Source organism: Streptomyces sp. NPDC059832 (assembly GCF_042731715.1).
In the GTDB taxonomy this organism is placed as follows: Bacteria; Actinomycetota; Actinomycetes; order Streptomycetales; family Streptomycetaceae; genus Streptomyces.
On the sequence record NZ_JBHWIY010000072.1, the window covers coordinates 1 to 16,407 of the forward strand.

At 70.7% G+C, this 16,407-nt stretch carries 15 protein-coding genes and 1 riboswitch; of the genes, 7 read left to right on the forward strand and 8 right to left on the reverse strand.

Translation table 11 applies throughout. The annotated features are described in order from the left end of the window. The first annotated feature begins 215 nt into the window (after positions 1-215). The 6 genes from ACFV8T_RS44460 to ACFV8T_RS44485 are packed head-to-tail and all read left to right on the forward strand — an operon-like array spanning position 216 to position 6,386. Positions 216-1,172: an STM4015 family protein gene (locus tag ACFV8T_RS44460; protein WP_385339333.1), complete on the forward strand. Its 957-nt coding sequence runs from the start codon at positions 216-218 to the stop codon at positions 1,170-1,172. Positions 1,173-1,178: 6 nt separating this feature from the next. Then, a complete protein-coding gene (locus ACFV8T_RS44465) occupies positions 1,179-2,150 on the forward strand; it encodes an STM4015 family protein (protein ID WP_385339335.1) in 972 nt (323 codons plus the stop codon). Continuing rightward, positions 2,131-3,285: an STM4014 family protein gene (locus ACFV8T_RS44470; RefSeq protein ID WP_385339338.1), complete on the forward strand. Its 1,155-nt coding sequence runs from the start codon at positions 2,131-2,133 to the stop codon at positions 3,283-3,285. The genes ACFV8T_RS44465 and ACFV8T_RS44470 overlap by 20 nt, the downstream gene beginning before the upstream one ends. A gap of 37 nt (positions 3,286-3,322) precedes the next feature. Further along, entirely contained in the window at positions 3,323-4,138 is an 816-nt protein-coding gene (locus ACFV8T_RS44475; RefSeq protein ID WP_385339370.1) for an STM4013/SEN3800 family hydrolase, read from the forward strand. Next, positions 4,135-5,499 carry an STM4012 family radical SAM protein gene (locus ACFV8T_RS44480; RefSeq protein ID WP_385339340.1) on the forward strand — a complete coding sequence of 455 codons (1,365 nt, stop codon included), beginning with the start codon at positions 4,135-4,137 and terminating at the stop codon, positions 5,497-5,499. Before ACFV8T_RS44475 ends, ACFV8T_RS44480 begins: the two co-directional genes overlap by 4 nt. 8 nt (positions 5,500-5,507) lie before the next feature. Continuing rightward, on the forward strand, positions 5,508-6,386 hold the full coding sequence (locus tag ACFV8T_RS44485) for an STM4011 family radical SAM protein (RefSeq protein ID WP_385339344.1): 879 nt from the start codon (positions 5,508-5,510) through the stop codon (positions 6,384-6,386). Positions 6,387-6,435: 49 nt separating this feature from the next. Here ACFV8T_RS44485 and ACFV8T_RS44490 read toward each other — a convergent pair whose 3' ends face one another. From ACFV8T_RS44490 to ACFV8T_RS44500, 3 genes are all read right to left on the reverse strand, one after another. Then, complete coding sequence (locus tag ACFV8T_RS44490; protein ID WP_385339347.1) at positions 6,436-7,275, reverse strand: SGNH/GDSL hydrolase family protein; 840 nt, start codon at positions 7,273-7,275, stop codon at positions 6,436-6,438. 189 nt (positions 7,276-7,464) lie between these two features. After that, positions 7,465-8,394, reverse strand: coding sequence for a peptidoglycan DD-metalloendopeptidase family protein (locus ACFV8T_RS44495; protein ID WP_385339350.1), 930 nt, complete (start codon positions 8,392-8,394; stop codon positions 7,465-7,467). Positions 8,395-8,397: 3 nt separating this feature from the next. Next, a riboswitch (cyclic di-AMP (ydaO/yuaA leader) is annotated at positions 8,398-8,554 on the reverse strand. 295 nt (positions 8,555-8,849) lie between these two features. Then, entirely contained in the window at positions 8,850-10,946 is a 2,097-nt protein-coding gene (locus tag ACFV8T_RS44500; protein ID WP_385339353.1) for an alpha-galactosidase, read from the reverse strand. Positions 10,947-11,171: 225 nt separating this feature from the next. Here ACFV8T_RS44500 and ACFV8T_RS44505 point away from each other — a divergent pair, with 225 nt between their 5' ends. After that, a complete protein-coding gene (locus ACFV8T_RS44505; RefSeq protein ID WP_385339355.1) occupies positions 11,172-11,984 on the forward strand; it encodes a tyrosine-protein phosphatase in 813 nt (270 codons plus the stop codon). A gap of 23 nt (positions 11,985-12,007) precedes the next feature. Here ACFV8T_RS44505 and ACFV8T_RS44510 read toward each other — a convergent pair whose 3' ends face one another. The 5 genes from ACFV8T_RS44510 to ACFV8T_RS44530 all read right to left on the reverse strand — a co-directional run. Then, complete coding sequence (locus ACFV8T_RS44510; RefSeq protein WP_266429792.1) at positions 12,008-12,175, reverse strand: DUF6126 family protein; 168 nt, start codon at positions 12,173-12,175, stop codon at positions 12,008-12,010. Between the two features lie 33 nt (positions 12,176-12,208). Then, on the reverse strand, positions 12,209-12,817 hold the full coding sequence (locus tag ACFV8T_RS44515; RefSeq protein WP_385339358.1) for a helix-turn-helix domain-containing protein: 609 nt from the start codon (positions 12,815-12,817) through the stop codon (positions 12,209-12,211). Positions 12,818-12,877: 60 nt separating this feature from the next. Next, positions 12,878-14,275, reverse strand: a complete 1,398-nt coding sequence (locus tag ACFV8T_RS44520) for an aspartate aminotransferase family protein (RefSeq protein WP_385339361.1) — start codon at positions 14,273-14,275, stop codon at positions 12,878-12,880. Further along, the gene (gene dxs / locus ACFV8T_RS44525) at positions 14,272-16,173 is read right to left on the reverse strand and encodes a 1-deoxy-D-xylulose-5-phosphate synthase (protein ID WP_385339364.1); all 1,902 of its coding nucleotides are present in this window, start codon (positions 16,171-16,173) and stop codon (positions 14,272-14,274) included. The genes ACFV8T_RS44520 and dxs overlap by 4 nt, the downstream gene beginning before the upstream one ends. A 25-nt stretch (positions 16,174-16,198) precedes the next feature. After that, positions 16,199-16,407, reverse strand: a 209-nt coding sequence (locus ACFV8T_RS44530; RefSeq protein ID WP_385339367.1) for a flavodoxin-dependent (E)-4-hydroxy-3-methylbut-2-enyl-diphosphate synthase, incomplete at its 5' end; no start/stop codon positions are given.

Consider the following 16,407-nt stretch of genomic DNA (forward strand, 5'->3'; position numbering starts at 1 on the left):
AGTATTGCGGACCGCCGACGCCCGAAACCGCGAGCCCCCTACACATGACCGGCGACCAGGCACCCCACACCGCTTGACTGCCAATAGGAGCATCAATCGACCGGCGGCCGGCCGGGACCGGCGGAGCGTCGCGGCGGTCCCGGTCGCGCCGTTGTCAGTGCGGCTTGATAAACCTTGGGCATCAGCCGTTCCCTCAGTACCAGGAGCTCACGGTCATGTCCGGTGTGGACCATCTGCACGAGTTGCTCGGCCTTCCCACTGTCGACTTCCAGCACGCGACGGGTGAGGCGCCCGTGCAGGCCGCCGATGCGGCAGCCTGGCGCATATCGGTCGATCCGTACGACGACGAGTCCGAGACGACCTGGGAGGAAGCCTTCCAGACGTTCCTGAAGGCGGTCGACCCGGCCGGCGTGCGGGCCCTGATCATCGGTCAGTGGGGCGAGTCGTACGAGGAGAAATCGTCCTACCCGATCGATCTGATCATCGCCGCCGCCGACCGGCTGACCTCGCTGGAGGCCGTCTTCGTCGGCGACATGATCTCGGAGGAGAACGAGATCTCCTGGATCGAGCAGTCGGACGTCACGGCGCTGCTGAAGGCCTTCCCCGGTCTGCTGGAACTGGGCGTGCGCGGCGGCACCGACCTGGTCTTCTCCCCCACGAAGCACGAGCGGCTGCGTTCGCTGACCATCGAGACCGGCGGTCTGCCGGTCGGGGTGATCCGGGGCATCCTGGACAGCGAGCTGCCCGCGCTGGAGCGGCTCGACCTCTGGCTCGGTGTCTCCGCGTACGGGGGCGACGCCGATGTGGCCGACCTGGCCCCGTTGCTCTCCGGCACCCGCTTCCCCCGACTCACCCATCTCGGTCTGCGCAACAGCGAGTTGCAGAACGAGATCGCGACGGCGGTCGCGAGTGCCCCGGTCGTCGCGCAGTTGCGTGTCCTCGACCTGTCGAACGGCACCATGGGCGACGAGGGCGCGGCGGCGCTGCTGGACGGCCAGCCGCTGACCCATCTCGAAAAGCTCGATCTGCACCACCACTTCATGACCGAGCCGATGGAGCGCCGGATCACGGAGGCGCTGCAACCGCACGGCGTGCGGGTCGATGTGTCGGAGCGTGAGAAGCCCTGGGGCAACCGCGGCATCGAAGGCCGTTACACCTCGGCCTCGGAGTGACGCGCGATGACTGACATCGAGCATCCCGAGTCGTTCCACGGCCTGCCCGTCCACACCCTTCCCGGTCCGGACCGGGCCTCCGGCACGCCGCTGCCGGAGGCCGGTTCGGTCGCGTGGCGGCTGGAGAGCGCCTGGCAGGGCGATCTGACGTTCGGCACGCTGTGGCAGCACTTCGTCGACACGGTCGACACGACGCGGGTGCGGGCCCTGCTGATCGGCGCCTGGTGGCAGCAGGAGTACGAGTCCTTCGCCCCGGTCGTCGATCTGCTGGTCGGTCATGCCGACCGTTTCCCGGCCCTGCGGGCGCTCTTCCTCGCCGACGTCGTCAGCGAGGAGTGCGAGGTGTCGTGGCTGGAGATGTGCGACGTGACGCCGGTGGTCGAGGCGTTCGGGCAGTTGGAGGAGCTGACGGTTCGCGGCTGCGGCGAGCAGGCCTCCGACGGGTCTTCGCTCGGTCTGCGGCCGGTGCGGCACAAGTCGCTCAAGTCGCTGCGGTTCGAGTCCGGCGGGCTTCCGTCCGGGCTCGTGCGGGCGATCGGCGCTTCCGAACTGCCCGCGCTGGAGCGCCTCGACCTCTGGCTGGGCGTCACCGAGTACGGCGGTGACACCGGGGTCGAGGACCTCGCTCCGCTGCTGTCCGGCGCGACATTCCCCGCCTTGCGCCATCTGGGGCTGCGGAACAGCGAGATCCAGGACGAGATCGCGGCCGCCGTGGCCTCCGCCCCGGTCGTCGCCCAGCTGGAGACGCTCTCCCTCTCGATGGGGACCCTGGGTGACGAAGGGGCCGAAGCGCTGCTCTCGGGACAGCCGCTCACCCACCTGACCTCACTGGACCTGCACCACCACTACATGAGCGACCCGTTGGTGGACCGCCTGAGGGACCTCCTCGGTCCGGACCGGGTGAACGTCGAGATCGACGAGGTCGAGTACTGGGATCCGGAAGAGGACATCGACCGCTATGTCGCCGTCGGCGAGTAGTACGCCCGGCCCGGCGCCGCGCTTCGCCGTCGTGGGTGTGCCCGGCAACCGCCGGGTCACGCTCTTCCAGGACGCCGTGCGCGGAGCCGGGCTGCCGGCGGCGCGTGTCGTGTCCTGGCTCGACGTCCTGCGCGGCGAAGCCGGATTCCTGCCCGGCGAGACCGTCCGGATGGACTCCCCCGGTGAGGAAGCCGAGGTGGAGCGGCTGCTCCGCGCGGTCGGGGATCCGACCCGGGTCGAGGGGACCGCCCTCTGGTACGCCCGTTTCACCGCGGCCGTGCGGGAGGTGGCGCGCGCGGCGGCCGCTGCCGGTGCCGTGCTGCTCGACGATCCCGCCGATGTGGCGGTGCTGTTCGACAAGCGGCTCTGCCATGCCGTGCTGGACGGCGCCGGGGTGCCGGTCCCTGCCTCGCCGACCTCGGGAGCCGCGGCGCCCGTGGTGCGGGACTGGGCGGGCGTACGGGCGCGGATGGCGGACCGTGGCCTGCCCAGGGTCTTCGTGAAGCTCGCGCACGGCTCGTCCGCCTCGGGGGTCCTGGCCGTGGAGACGGCCGGGCCCGGCCGGGTGAGGGCCACCACGTCGGTGGAGCGCGACGCGTCGGGCCGGCTCTTCAACTCGCTGCGGGTGCGCCGCGTCACGACGGAGCGGGAGGTCGCGGCGATCGTCGACGCGCTCGCACCGGACGGGCTGCACATCGAGCGCTGGCTGCCCAAGGCCACCCGGCGCGGCCGGGCGACGGATCTGCGGGTCGTGGTGGTGGCGGGCCGGGCCACCCACGCCGTCGTGCGCACCAGCCGCTCCCCCATGACCAACCTCCACCTCGGCGGCGAGCGCGGGGATCTCGACGAGGTCCGCGACGCCGTCGAGGCGGCGGGCGGCAGCTGGAGCGAGGCCCTGGCCGTGTGCGAACGGGCCGCGGCGTGCTTCCCGGACACCCTCTGTGTGGGCGTCGATCTGCTGCCCTCGACCGGCTGGCGGCGCTTCGCCGTCGGCGAGGTCAACGCCTTCGGCGATCTCCTGCCGCGGCTGACCGGCCTTCCGGGCAGCGGCGCCGAGGACCTGGACACCTATGCGGCGCAGGTCGCCGCCGTAATGAACAGAGCAAGGAACCACCGTGCAACCGCCACCGCCTGACACCGCGCGCACCCCCGAGGACGCCCGGAACCCGGACATGAGCGAGATCGTGGGCAGCCACGATCTGCTGCTCGTCACCCTCGACACGCTGCGCCACGACGTGGCGGTGGAGCTCGCCGCCGCGGGCCGCATTCCGCATCTGGCGCGCCATCTGCCGGGCGGTGTCTGGGAGAAGCGGCATGCGCCGGGAAGCTTCACCTACGCCTCCCACCAGGCGATCTTCGCGGGATTCCTGCCGACACCGGCGGGCCCGGGGCCGCACCCCCGGCTGTTCGCGGCACGCTTCGCCGGCAGCGAGTCCACCGCCTCCGGCACCTTTGTCTTCGACACACCGGATCTGCTCTCCGGCCTCGCCGGCGTGGGCTACCGCACGGTGTGCATCGGCGGTGTCGGCTTCTTCAACAAGCAGGCGCCGCTCGGTTCCGTGCTGCCCGGCATGTTCCAGGAGAGCCACTGGGAGCCGGAGTTCGGTGTGGCGTCGCCCACCTCCTTCGAGGCACAGGTGGCCCGTGCCGAGGAGGTCGTCGCCGGACTCCCCGCGGAGCAGCGGCTGTTCCTCTTCGTCAATGTGTCCGCCCTGCACCAGCCCAACTGGTTCCACCTGCCGGGGGCCACCCGCGAGGCGGGCGACTCCCGCGCCACCCATGCCGCGGCTCTGGAGTACGTCGACGCCCATATCGGCAGGCTCTTCGCCGCCGCGAGCAGCCGCCGTCGCTGTTTCGCCATCGTCTGCTCGGACCACGGCACTGCGTACGGGGACGACGGCTACACCGGTCACCGGCTCGGTCACGAGTCCGTCTGGACCGTTCCGTACGCGCACTTCTTCCTGGAACCGGGGGCCATCGCACCATGAGCCGCACCACGACCGTCGCGCCGGCCACCCGGCCGTACCAGAGCTATGTCTACGCCTACCCGCACAAGACCGCCTACCGGCCGCTCGCCGACCGGCCGGGACTGCGCGAGCTGTGGGCGGCCGAGCGCAAGGACGCGCTCTCGCTCTATCTGCACATACCGTTCTGCGAGGTCCGCTGCGGCTTCTGCAATCTCTTCACCCGGATCGGCGCTCCGGACGAGCTGACGACCCGGTATCTCGACGCGCTGGACCGGCAGGCCACCGCGGTCCGGGAGGCGCTGGGCGACGACGGGCCGGTGCGTTTCGCCGCGGCCGCGTTCGGCGGGGGTACGCCCACGTTCCTGACCGCGGCGGAGCTGGAGCGGCTCTGCGACATCGCGGAGAAGCGGATGGGCGCCGATCTGCGGTCCGTTCCGCTGTCGGTCGAGACGTCGCCGTCGACCGCGACCGCCGACCGGCTGGCCGTCCTCGCCGACCGCGGGACGACCAGGATCAGCATCGGGGTGCAGAGCTTCGTCGAATCGGAGGCGCGTGCCGCCGTGCGCCCGCAGCGGCGGGCCGATGTGGAGGCGGCGCTGGACCGGATACGCGATGCCCGTATCCCGGTCCTCAACATCGACCTGATCTACGGAATCGACGGGCAGACCGAGGACAGCTGGCGCGCCTCGCTGGACGCGGCGCTCGGCTGGCAGCCGGAGGAGCTGTATCTCTATCCGTTGTACGTCCGCCCGCTGACCGGTCTGGGACGGCTCGACGCGGACGGCGGGGCGTCGGCGGACGCGGCCTGGGACGAGCAGCGGCTGCGGCTGTACCGCGCGGGCCGGGACCATCTCCTGGCCCACGGCTACGAGCAGGTCTCGATGCGGATGTTCCGCCGCGCCGACGCCCCGCGGACGGACGGCCCCGACGACTACGCCTGCCAGACCGACGGCATGATCGGCCTGGGGTGCGGCGCCCGCTCGTACACCACGGAGCTGCACTATTCCTTCGACTACGCGGTGGAGATGCGGGAGGTGCGGGCGATCATCGACGGCTACGCCGCCGCCGAGGACTTCTCCCGCGCGGAGGTCGGACGGTACGTCGACGGCGACGAGGCCCGCCGGCGCCACCTCCTCCAGTCGGTCCTCCAGGCCGAGGGGCTGCGACTGGCCGACTACCGGGAGCGGTTCGGTACCTCGCCGGCCGACGACTTCCGCCTGGAGCTGGCCCGGTTCGAGGCGCGCGGCTGGCTCGACGCGTCGGCCGGGGCGTCCGGACTGCTGCGGCTGTCCCCCGAGGGCCTGGCCCACTCCGACGCCCTGGGCCCGGAGCTCTTCTCCCCCGATGTACGGGCCGCGATGGCCGCGTACGAGCTGAAGTGAGCGCGCCCATGGACCTGACGATCCTCTACCGCGGCCCGCTCGCGTCGTGCGACTACGACTGTCCGTACTGCCCGTTCGCCAAGCGGCGCGACAGCCCGGAGCAGCTGCGTGCCGACCGTGCCGCGCTGGAGCGGTTCACGGCGTGGGCCGCGGCGCAGACCGGTGACCGGCTCTCGGTCCTGTTCACGCCGTGGGGCGAGGGGCTGGTCCGCTCCTGGTACCGCCGTGCCCTGGTCGAGCTGGCGCGGCTGCCGCACATCCGCCGGGTCGCGATCCAGACCAACATCAGCAGCCGCACGGGGTGGCTGGCCGAGGCCGGTGGGGCGGGCCGCGAGAAGATCGCCCTGTGGTGCACGTACCACCCGGGGCAGACGCCGTACGAGCGGTTCCTCACCAAGTGCCGGGAGCTGACCGCGCTCGGCATCCGGCACAGTGTCGGTGTCGTCGGGCTCGACGACCACCTCGACGAGGCGCGGCGGCTGCGCGCGGCGCTGCCGGACGAGGTCTATCTCTGGGTGAACGCGGCGGAGGGCCACACCTACACGGACGAGGAGGCGGACCGCTGGACGGCCGTCGACCCGCTCTTCCCGTACAGCCGGCATCCGCACCGGTCGGCCGGACTGCCCTGCCGGACCGGCGAGTCGGTCATCTCGGTGGACGGTGACGGCACCGTGCGGCGCTGCCATTTCGTACCGGCGGAGCTCGGCAATCTCTACGACGGGAGCTACCGGCAAGCTCTCGGTCCGCGCGCCTGTCCGCTGGCGGTCTGCGACTGCCACATCGGCTACGTGCACCTGGAGACGCTGCCGCTGTACGACGTCTTCGCGGGCGGTGTGCTGGAGCGGATACCGGCCGCTCCGCTGTCGTCGCTCGCCGGACCGGTCTGAGGTTCGGGCCGGTCCGGCGAGCGGCGGCAACGCGGCCGCGGACATCTGTCTAGAGCGGCAGGAGGTCCGGCCGCTTCGCCTCGACGTGGTCGCCCGAGGACTCGCCGCGCAACCGCCGGCCGATCCACGGAACCAGGTACTCCCGCGCCCAGTGGATGTCGTCGCGCCGTACTTCGAGGGTGCCGCGCTGTGCCTGCGGGGGCCATTCCTGGTCGGGGTCGGCCGGCACATCGATGCCGAGGACCTGGGCGGCGCGCAGCGCGACCCTGGTGTGTCCCTCGGCCGACAGATGGAGCCGGTCGTCGTCCCAGGCGCGGCGGTCCTGAACGGACCGCAGCGACCACAGGTCGAGGACCGGGCAGTCGTAGCGGTCGGCGATGGCCCGTACATGGGCGGTGTACGTGGCGATCTTGCCGCGCAGATGGCGCAGCACGGGAACGCCACGGGTGTCGAAGCCGGTGGTGACCATGACCGTGCCGACCGCTCCGGTCAGCTCCGCGACCGCGCGCTCGAAGCGCTCGGCCACGTCGTCGGGGTCGGTGCCCGGCCGGATGATGTCGTTGCCGCCCGCGCAGAAGCTCACCAGGTCGGGTGCGAGCTCCTTGGCGCGCGGTACCTGCTCCTCGACGATCTGGTCGAGGAGGCGTCCGCGTACGGCGAGATTGGCGTACCTGAAATTCCCGTGCGCGGAACCTTCGGTGCCCGCATCGGGGTCCGGGAGCTGGTCCGCGAGGAGCACCGCGAATCGGTCCGCCCAGCCGACGAAGGTCCCGTCCGGGCCGGGGTCGCCGACTCCCTCGGTGAAGCTGTCGCCAATCGCCGCGTACGACCCGAAGACGCCCTGTCGGTTGATGACGCCACGTTGGTTTTTTCTCGAATCGTCTGCCACAAACGCTTATCCTGCACCGCCGAATGTGACCTACGCGACCGTAATATGGGGTTGACGGGTGGTGAGATAGACCACCCGGTCAGGTTTTGGTAAAGGGGGAATAAGCGGAAGGGGGGGTGCGCCGCCGCGCACCGCCCCTTCCGTGTTGCTCAGGTCATGCTTTGTTGCTCAGCTGCCCGGCCGTTCCGCTCAGACGTAGATGCCGTGCGAGGCCAGGAAGGCGATCGGGTCGATGTCCGAGCCGTACGCCGGGCCCGTGCGGACCTCGAAGTGCAGGTGCGGGCCGGTGGCGTTGCCGGTGGCGCCGGAGAGGCCGACCTGCTGACCGGCGCTCATGGCCTGGCCCACCGAGACGGAGACGGAGGACAGGTGGCCGTACTGCGAGTAGTGGCCGTCGGTGTGCTTGACGACGACCTGGTTGCCGTACGCGCCACCCCAGCCGGCGGCGACGACGGTGCCGGAGGTGATGGACTTCACGCTGGTGCCGGTGGAGACGGGGAAGTCGATCCCGGTGTGGCTGCCGCTGGACCAGTTGGAGCCGGAGGCGCGGTAGTTGGTGGTGTGGTTGCCGGGGACCGGGTGGACGTAACCGGAGCCGCTGCTCTGGGCGGCCGGGGCCGAGGCCGGGGCCTTGGACTGCGGGACGGCGGTCACGGACTTGGCCGGGGCGGACTTCTCCGCGGCCTTCGAGGGAGCCTTCGACGGGAGGGACGAGCCGGCGCCGGCACCGGTGGGCGCGGCGTCGCCGGTCGCCTTGGCGCCGAGGGTCAGCTTCATGCCCGGGAAGATCAGGCCGGGGTCCTCGCCGACGACCTTCCGGTTGTCCTGGTACAGCTTCTCCCAGCCACCCTTGATCTTGTGCTCGGCGGCGATCTTCGACAGGTAGTCGCCGGAGACGACGGAGTACGTCGTGGTGGCGGCCTGCTTCTGCGCGACCGGCTCGGCGTGCGTGGCGGCGGCCGACTGCGGCGCGGCGGCCGGGGCGGCCGGCTCCGCGGCGTGGGCGCCGGTGGCACCGAGCAGCGGCAGCGCGAGGACGGCGCCACCGGCGCCTGCCGCGGCGACGCCACGGGCGATGGGGCCGAACTTCGGACGGCGGTGCTTACCCGATATGGGCATGGCGTATTTCCTCTCCGGCGCCTGCGAGGTGAGCTGTCGGGTTCGGGCTGGAGATGCCCGGCCGCGCTGAGCGCGACTTCACCCCGAGCCGGCCGGATTTCTCCGGTCGGCGGCTTACCTGGTTCCCCCGCTCCTGCCACGCGATGAGTGGATGTGAATTCCGGGCGGCGGCAGGATTAGGCGGTCCGTCCGGATTGACGGTGACCGTAAGCGAGTCGGGACGACGAGAACAAGCCACAGGTTCCATGCCGGAATCCGCGCCGGGAAATCGGCGCGGAATTCCGGTCACACTCCGTGGATTAAGGATCTTGGCTTTCCGCGCCGCGCACGGAATGCCCAACTCGCCCGTCACCACACACCGTCACGGATATGATCCCGCTCACGAGGCGGCGATCATCTCCCGTACAAGCAGGCCATATTCAGACAAAGCCCGCATTACGGACATGTCCCGTCTGTCACCCCCGCCGGAGCCTCAGCACTCGCGCGTCGAGATCGCCCCGAAGTCCGCTGTGCAGCCCCTGGTGCAGCAGTGCCGAACCGTGGTGCACGTCCCCCGTGTCCAGGCAGGTGTACGTCGCTTCGGGATCCAGCCCGCGCAGCCGCAGGGCCGGGGGCCGCTCCCCGTATCGCTGCGCCTCCAGCCACATCAGGACCACGGTCTCCGCCCCGTGGACGTACTGGACCGCGCCGAGTCCGCCCCGCGGCTCGCGCAGCCGGTACAGCGCGCCGTGCTGCACGACCGGCCGGATCTCCTTGTAGAGCTCCACCCAGGTCCGCGCCTCGGCCAGCTCCTCCTCGCTCCATTCGGTGAGGTCCCCGCCGACCCCGAGCACACCGGCCATGGCACTCACGAAGCGGAAGCGCAGCGAGCTGACCCTGCCGTTGAGCTGGTGGTTCGGGCTGTCGGTGACCCAGGCGGCCATCACCCGGGCCGGGTGGATGTGCCCGAAGCCCTCCTGGATGGCGAGACGGTCGAGCGGGTCGGTGTTGTCGGAGGTCCACACCTGGTCCGTACGGGACAGAATCCCCAGGTCGACCCGGCCGCCGCCGCCCGAGCAGGACTCGAACGCGACCGTGGGATGCGCGGCCCTGAGCCGGTCGATCAGCGCGTACAGGCCGTTCACGTGCTCGATCCAGAGCTTCTGCGGGTACTCCTCGCCCGGCCAGCCCGCATCGGTGAAGCAGCGGTTGAAATCCCATTTCACATAGTCGACGGGTGCACCGGAGAGCAGCGTGTCCAGCTGCTCCCAGAGATATGCCTGCACATCGGGGCGGGCCAGATTGAGCACCAACTGGTTGCGGTACTCCGTCCGCGCCCGGCCGGGGAAATGCTGCACCCAGTCGGGGTGCGCGCGATAGAGATCACTGTCGGCGTTGACCATTTCCGGTTCGACCCAGATACCGAACTGCATGCCGAGCCCGTGCACTTCGTCGGCGAGCGGTTTCAGCCCGCCGGGGAAGCGGTCCGGATTCGGCGTCCAGTCGCCGAGCCCGGCCCGGTCACTGGTCCGCTGCCCGAACCACGCGTCGTCCACCACGAAGAGCTCGACGCCCATCGCGGCGGCGCGCTCGGCGAGAGCGCGCTGCTGGTCCAGCGAAATGTCGAAGCCCGTCGCCTCCCAGGAGTTGTAGAGCACCGGCCGCAGGTTCTCCGCGTCCGGGATCACATGGGCCAGCTGCCAGGCGTGCCAGGCGCGGCTGGCCCCGCCGAACCCCTGCCCGCTCCACAGACCGGCGAACACGGGCGTGGTGTACGACTCCCCCGGTGCGAGCCGCAGCAGCCCGGAGTCGTCGTAGCCGGCGCCACCGGTGATCTGTACGAGCCCGTCGGGCAGCCGCTGCACGGAGATCCGCCACGACCCGGACCAGCCGAGCGCGCAGCCGTACACCTCACCGCTCTCCTCGGTCGCCGCGCCGTCGGCGTCCAGTGCGGCCCACGGCAGGTACTGGTGGCCGGTGTGGCCGCGCCGACTGGAGATGACGCTCTCGCCATGGAGCAGCTCCGCCCGTTCCAGCCGCGACTCCGCCGCCCAGCGTCCGTGCAGCCGGCTCAGCCGCCAGCCGTCGCGGGCGGGCAGCGACCAGGCGGCCGCGTCGGCGCGCAGCAGTTCCAGCGGCGGTCCGTCCGGCCCGGCGTGGGCGACGGTGGTCCAGCGCTCCACGACATCGGAGTCGTCCCGCATCCGGTAGTGCAGGGTGAGGGCGAGCCGGTGCACGGAGTCGGTGAAGCCGATCCGCAGTTCGTCCCCGTCCACCACGGCAGCGGCGAAGGCCCACTCGGTGCCGCGGACCTGCGGAGTGCGTACCGAGAGCGCCGGGCGGACGAACCTGGGGCCGCCCTCCACCGGATATTCCTCACGGCCGTCGAGGTGGGACTCGAAGGCCCTGAAGGGCAGCTCCGGCGCCGCGGCCAGCGCCTCGGCCGCCGCGAGGGAGATCCTCGGCCCCCAGTGCAGATGGACCAGTTCGTCCTGCTCGGTCAGTCGCAGTGCGTAGCTGCTGCTCGCCCCGGTGAGCAGCCAGGTCCGGCCGGTGTTGCCCGTCTCGATCATCGCATCCCCACATTCCAACAGTTCCGCACATCATCGACCATCAGTGGGGCATGGGCAACGGCCTGACAAGGAATTCACCGGGCGGATTCGCCGCGGGAGCAAAGGAGTTCGCCCAGGTATCGACAGGGAAAGGCCGAGATGATTGCCTGAGGTATCAATGTCGTATCGTCGCGGGAGTGGCCTTGCCGGCGACTCGCGTCGGCACCAGACACACCAGGAGTCGCTGTGACGGAGCAGTTGCCGCAGATGCCGTCGACGGAACCCGAGCTGGCGGGTGTCCGCAACTTCCGCGATGTGGGCGGGCTGCCCACCGTGGACGGCCGACGGGTGCGGCACGGGCGGCTCTTCCGCAGTGGTCACCTCGCACATGCCACCACCGAGGACGCCTCCTTCCTCGGCGGCCTCGGTCTGCACACGATCTTCGACTTCCGCAACGACGCCGACCGCAGGCTCGACGGCCTGGACGTGGAGCTGCCGGGCGTACGGAATGTGAGCATCCCGCTCTCCGACCCGGCCGACGGCTCGGAGTTCTGGCACATGGTCCGCGACGGCGACGTCGCCCAGCTGCGCTCGATCCTGGCCGACGGCAAGGGCGCGAACCGGATGATCGCCTCGTACCGCTCGATCATCCGGGACCGCACCGCCGAGCACAGCCAGGTCCTGCACGCCCTGGCCGAGGACAGCGTGCCCGCCCTGATGCACTGCGCGGCGGGCAAGGACCGGGCCGGTCTGTCGATCGCGGTGTCACTGCTCGCCGTCGGCGTCGAACGCGATGCCGTCGAGGCCGACTACCTGAAGTCCAACGACGCCCACCGCCGCTACAAGGTGCGCCGCAGCGACACCTCGGCGGACGGCATGTCGGCCGAGGTGATGGAACTGCTGAATCCGCTCTTCGGCGCCCATGCCGAGTACCTCGCCGCGGCGTTCGCCACCATCGACGAGACCTGGGGCGGCACGGAGCGCTACTTCTCCGAGGGCCTGAAGCTCGCTCCCGAGACCCGTGAGCGGCTGCGCGACCGGCTCCTCGACGAGGCGTAGCCGGGCCCGCCGGACAGCGGTGGTCAGCCCTTGCCGGCCACCGCGAAGAGCAGGTAGAGGAAGGCCGCGAAGATGTGTCCGGCGATGAGGTAGGCGAACAGCCGGATCACCACACCGCGCGGGAACTTCCGCTCCTGCGCCTCGTACTTCTTCCTGGACCCGAGCGGGTCGAAGTTCTCTGAATCGGACATGACAGTCCTCTCTGGCGACCGGACGGACCGGTCTCAGCGACGGTGGATTCCGCTGCCGAGGCACAGCTCGGCGGCGGGGCTCTGCAGCAGGGTGTGGACGAAGAGCAGCTCGGCACCGTCTCGGTCGACGGCCGTGATCCGGTGCGGGGTGAGCGAGTCGAAGTGCGCGCTGTCACCGGGGGCGAGATCGTGCACGGTGTCCCCGAGCCAGACCCGGAGGTGCCCGGCGAGCACGTACAGCCATTCCTCGCCGGGATGGACGCGCACGAGATCGCCCTGCGCGCCGTGCGGAACCCGGACGCGGAGCGCCTGCATGGCCCGGCCGGAACCCCCGGCCTGCCGGTACATCCAGCCGTCGGCCTCGGCCCCCTCGAAATTGCCGCCGCGGATGATCGCGTCACGTTCCGGGGGCGTCTCGCCGAGCAGTTCGGAGACTGTCGTACCGTAGATCCTGGCAAGACCGAGGAGCATCGGCAGCGAAGGCTGGCGGCGTCCCGTTTCGAGCCGGGAGAGATGGGCGGGCGAGAGCCCCGCCCGCTGAGCGGCGGTCTCCAGGGTGAGACCACGGCTCCGGCGCAGATCGCGCAGGCGTGGTGCGACTCCGGGCAGCTCGTCGGCCGCCCCTCCGTCTGGAGGATTCATGTACCTATTGGGCCAGGAGCCTGCCTGAGAGGCAAATTTCTTGCCTCTCAGGCAAAAAGGTCAGCGGTTGGCGACAGCCTGTTTCACCAGCGTCCTGCCGAAGTCCCACATCAGCCCGCCGCCGCTGTGCGCGTCGTCCATCACCGCCGTGAACGCCGTGACGAACCGGTCGACGTCCGACTCGTCGATCACCAGTGGCGGAATCAGCTTGATCACTTCCAGCTGGTCGCCCGAGACCTGGGTGAGGATGCGGTGCTTCTGGAGCAGCGGCACCACCACCATCTGCGCGAAGAGTCCCTTGCGGGCCGCCTGCAGCATGGTCCAGCGGCTGCGCAGCTTGAGCGACGACGGCCGGCCGAACTCGATGCCGATCATCAGCCCGCGCCCGCGCACCTCGTGCAGCAGCTCGTAACGGTCGACCAGTGCGGTCAGCCGCTCCCGCAGCAGCTCACCGGTGCGGCGCGCATGGGCGACGGTCCCCTCGTCCTCCATCACCGCGAGGACCGCGAGCCCGGCCGCCATCGCCTGGGCGTTGGAGCCGAAGCTCGCGGAGTGGACCAGGACCCGGTCCATGGACGAGTAGACGCGCCGGAAGATCCAGTCCTTGCCCAGGGTCGCCCCGACCGGCACATAGCCGCCGGAGAGGGCCTTGGCGACACAGACCAGATCGGGCTCGACACCCTCCTCGTGCTGGTACGCGTAGAAGTCGCCGGTCCGGCCGAGGCCGGTCTGCACCTCGTCGGCGATGAGCAGGGCCTTGTGCCGGTGCAGCAGCTCCTGCGCGTCCCGCAGGAAGCCGGGGGGCGCGGCGTGGACGCCCTTGCCCTGGATCGGCTCGACGACCAGCGCCGCCACGTCCCCGCGCTTCAGCTCGCGCCGCAGTGCGTCGAGATCACCGAGCCCGATGGCGGTGTCCGGCAGCAGGGGTGCGAAGCCGTCCCGGAAGCCGTCCTCCCCGTTGACCGAGAGGGAGCCGGTCGTCAGCCCGTGGAAGGCGTGGGCGCAGTAGAGGATCCTGGGCCTGCCGGTGGCGTAGCGGGCGAACTTCAGGGCCGTCTCGACCGCTTCCGTGCCGCTGTTGCCGAAGAAGACCCGGTCCAGGTGCGGGCTGTGCGCGAGCAGCTTCTCGGCCAGCAGTCCGGGCAGCGGCTGGCAGTCGAAGCGGGTGAGGTCGGCGAGCGAGGCGTCCAGGACGTCGTGCAGGGCCTTGCGTACGACGGGGTGGTGCCGGCCGAGTCCCATCACGCCGAATCCGGCGAGCATGTCGAGGTAGTCGTTGCCGTCCGCGTCCCAGAAGTGTGCGCCCTCGGCCCGTTCGTAGACCTTGTCGAAGCCGATGGTGTGGAGCATCCGGGGCAGCTGGTGGTTGAGGTACTTGGTGTGCAGCTCGTAGCGCTCGGCGCCGCGCTCCGCGAGGAGCCGCGCCAGGTCGAAGCCCTTGGGCCCGTCGTCGTTCATTCCCCGCTCTCCCCGGTCCTTGTCGCCGCCTCCTTGGCGGCCAGTGCGGCGCTGATCCGTCCGGCGATCTCGACCGGGGTGAGCCCGATGTCGGCCAGCACCTCGGCACGCTTGCCGTGCGCGAGGAACTGCTCGGGGATGCCGAACGTGCGCAGCGGTACGTCGACCCCGGCGTCCCGCAGCGCCTGCCCGACCGCCGAGCCGACGCCCCCTGCCCGGCTGTTGTCCTCGACGACGGCGACCAGCCGGTGCCGTGCGGCGAGCGGGGGCAGTTCCTCGTCGACCGGCTTGACCCAGCGGGGATCGACGACCGTGCAGCGGACCCCGGCGCCGGTCAGCAGATCGGCGGCCTTCAGGCAGACCGGGGCGAGCACGCCGACGGCCACGAGCAGCACATCGGGGTCCTCCGTCCGGTGCAGCACGTCCATTGCGCCGATCCTGCCGATCGCCGGGACCGGCTCCCCCACCGACTCCTTGGGGAACCGGATCACGGTGGGCGCGTCGTCGACGGCGACGGCCTCACGGAGCTGGGCCCGGAGTTCGCCGGCGTCGCGCGGGGCCGCGAGCCGCAGCCCGGGGACGACCTGGAGCACGGACATGTCCCACATGCCGTTGTGCGAGGCCCCGTCGGGTCCGGTGACGCCGGCCCGGTCGAGGACGAAGGTCACCCCGCACCGGTGCAGCGCGACATCCATCAGCAGCTGGTCGAAGGCCCGGTTGAGGAAGGTGGCGTAGACGGCGACGACCGGGTGCAGACCGCCGGTGGCCAGTCCCGCCGCGGACACGGCGGCATGCTGCTCGGCGATGCCGACGTCCCAGACCCGGTCGGGGAACGCCTCGGCGAACTTCGTCAGTCCGACGGGGTGCAGCATCGCCGCCGTGATGGCCACGACGTCCGGCCGCTCCGCACCGATCGCGGCGAGCTCGTCCCCGAACACCGAGGTCCAGGAAGGCCCGCCGGACGGTACGAGCGGCGCGCAGGTCAGCGGGTCCATCGCGCCGACGGCGTGGAAGCGGTCGGCCTCGTCCCGGAGCGCGGGCGGGTAGCCGCGGCCCTTCTCGGTGAGGCAGTGCACCAGCACCGGGCCGTGGAAGCGTTTCGCCCGGTGCAGGGCGGATTCGACGGCCGCGACGTCGTGGCCGTCGATCGGCCCGACGTACTTCAGCCCGAGGTCCTCGAACATGCCCTGCGGGGCGAAGGCGTCCTTGAACCCCTTCTTCGCGCCGTGCAGCGACTCGTACAGCGGCTGTCCGATGACGGGCGTCTGCCGGAGCACGTCCTTGCCCCAGGCGAGGAAGCGTTCGTATCCGTCGGTGGTACGGAGGGTGGCGAGGTGGTCGGCGAGGCCGCCGATCGTGGGGCCGTAGGAGCGCTCGTTGTCGTTCACCACGATGATCAGCGGCCGGTCGCGCGCGGCCGCGATGTTGTTGAGCGCCTCCCAGGCCATCCCGCCGGTGAGGGCCCCGTCGCCGATGACGGCCACGACGTGGTCGCTCCGTCCCCGCACCTGATGGGCCTTGGCGATGCCGTCGGCCCAGCCGAGGACGGTCGAGGCGTGCGAGTTCTCGATGACGTCGTGCTCGGACTCCTCCCGGGAGGGGTATCCGGACAGGCCTCCTTTGCCGCGCAGCTTGGAGAAGTCCTGCCGTCCGGTGAGCAGTTTGTGCACATAGCTCTGGTGCCCGGTGTCCCAGAGGATGCGGTCGACGGGCGAGTCGAAGGTCCGGTGCAGGGCGATGGAGAGCTCCACCACCCCGAGGTTGGGTCCCAGATGACCGCCGGTCCTGGCCACCGCCTGGATGAGGAACTGCCTGATGTCCTTGGCGAGTTCGTCGAGTTGCGCGTCGTTCAGCGCCTTGAGATCGTGCGGCCCCCGGATGCTTTCCAGAATCGTCACGCTGGGCCCCCTCTCTGGTTCTGTTTCAGCTCACGGTGACGGCGGGAACCCCCGACGGCGCCCCCGCCCCTGCCATGCCCTCGGCGATCTTCATGGCCTCTTCGATCAGCGTCTCGACGATCTTCGACTCGGGCACCGCCTTGATGACCTCGCCCTTCACGAAGATCTGCCCCTTGCCATTGCCCGAGGCAACACCCAGATCCGCCTCACGCGCCTCACCCGGACCATTGACGA

What these genes read in the sequence shown, in the direction of transcription:
- ACFV8T_RS44480 (WP_385339340.1), top strand. Translation starts at nt 4,135, where the DNA reads ATGAGCCGCACCACGACCGTCGCGCCGGCCACCCGGCCGTACCAGAGC.
- ACFV8T_RS44470 (WP_385339338.1), top strand. Translation starts at nt 2,131, where the DNA reads ATGTCGCCGTCGGCGAGTAGTACGCCCGGCCCGGCGCCGCGCTTCGCC.
- ACFV8T_RS44515 (WP_385339358.1), bottom strand. Translation starts at nt 12,817, where the DNA reads ATGAATCCTCCAGACGGAGGGGCGGCCGACGAGCTGCCCGGAGTCGCA.
- ACFV8T_RS44485 (WP_385339344.1), top strand. Translation starts at nt 5,508, where the DNA reads ATGGACCTGACGATCCTCTACCGCGGCCCGCTCGCGTCGTGCGACTAC.
- ACFV8T_RS44510 (WP_266429792.1), bottom strand. Translation starts at nt 12,175, where the DNA reads ATGTCCGATTCAGAGAACTTCGACCCGCTCGGGTCCAGGAAGAAGTAC.
- ACFV8T_RS44475 (WP_385339370.1), top strand. Translation starts at nt 3,323, where the DNA reads ATGAGCGAGATCGTGGGCAGCCACGATCTGCTGCTCGTCACCCTCGAC.
- ACFV8T_RS44520 (WP_385339361.1), bottom strand. Translation starts at nt 14,275, where the DNA reads ATGAACGACGACGGGCCCAAGGGCTTCGACCTGGCGCGGCTCCTCGCG.
- ACFV8T_RS44495 (WP_385339350.1), bottom strand. Translation starts at nt 8,394, where the DNA reads ATGCCCATATCGGGTAAGCACCGCCGTCCGAAGTTCGGCCCCATCGCC.
- ACFV8T_RS44460 (WP_385339333.1), top strand. Translation starts at nt 216, where the DNA reads ATGTCCGGTGTGGACCATCTGCACGAGTTGCTCGGCCTTCCCACTGTC.
- ACFV8T_RS44500 (WP_385339353.1), bottom strand. Translation starts at nt 10,946, where the DNA reads ATGATCGAGACGGGCAACACCGGCCGGACCTGGCTGCTCACCGGGGCG.
- ACFV8T_RS44465 (WP_385339335.1), top strand. Translation starts at nt 1,179, where the DNA reads ATGACTGACATCGAGCATCCCGAGTCGTTCCACGGCCTGCCCGTCCAC.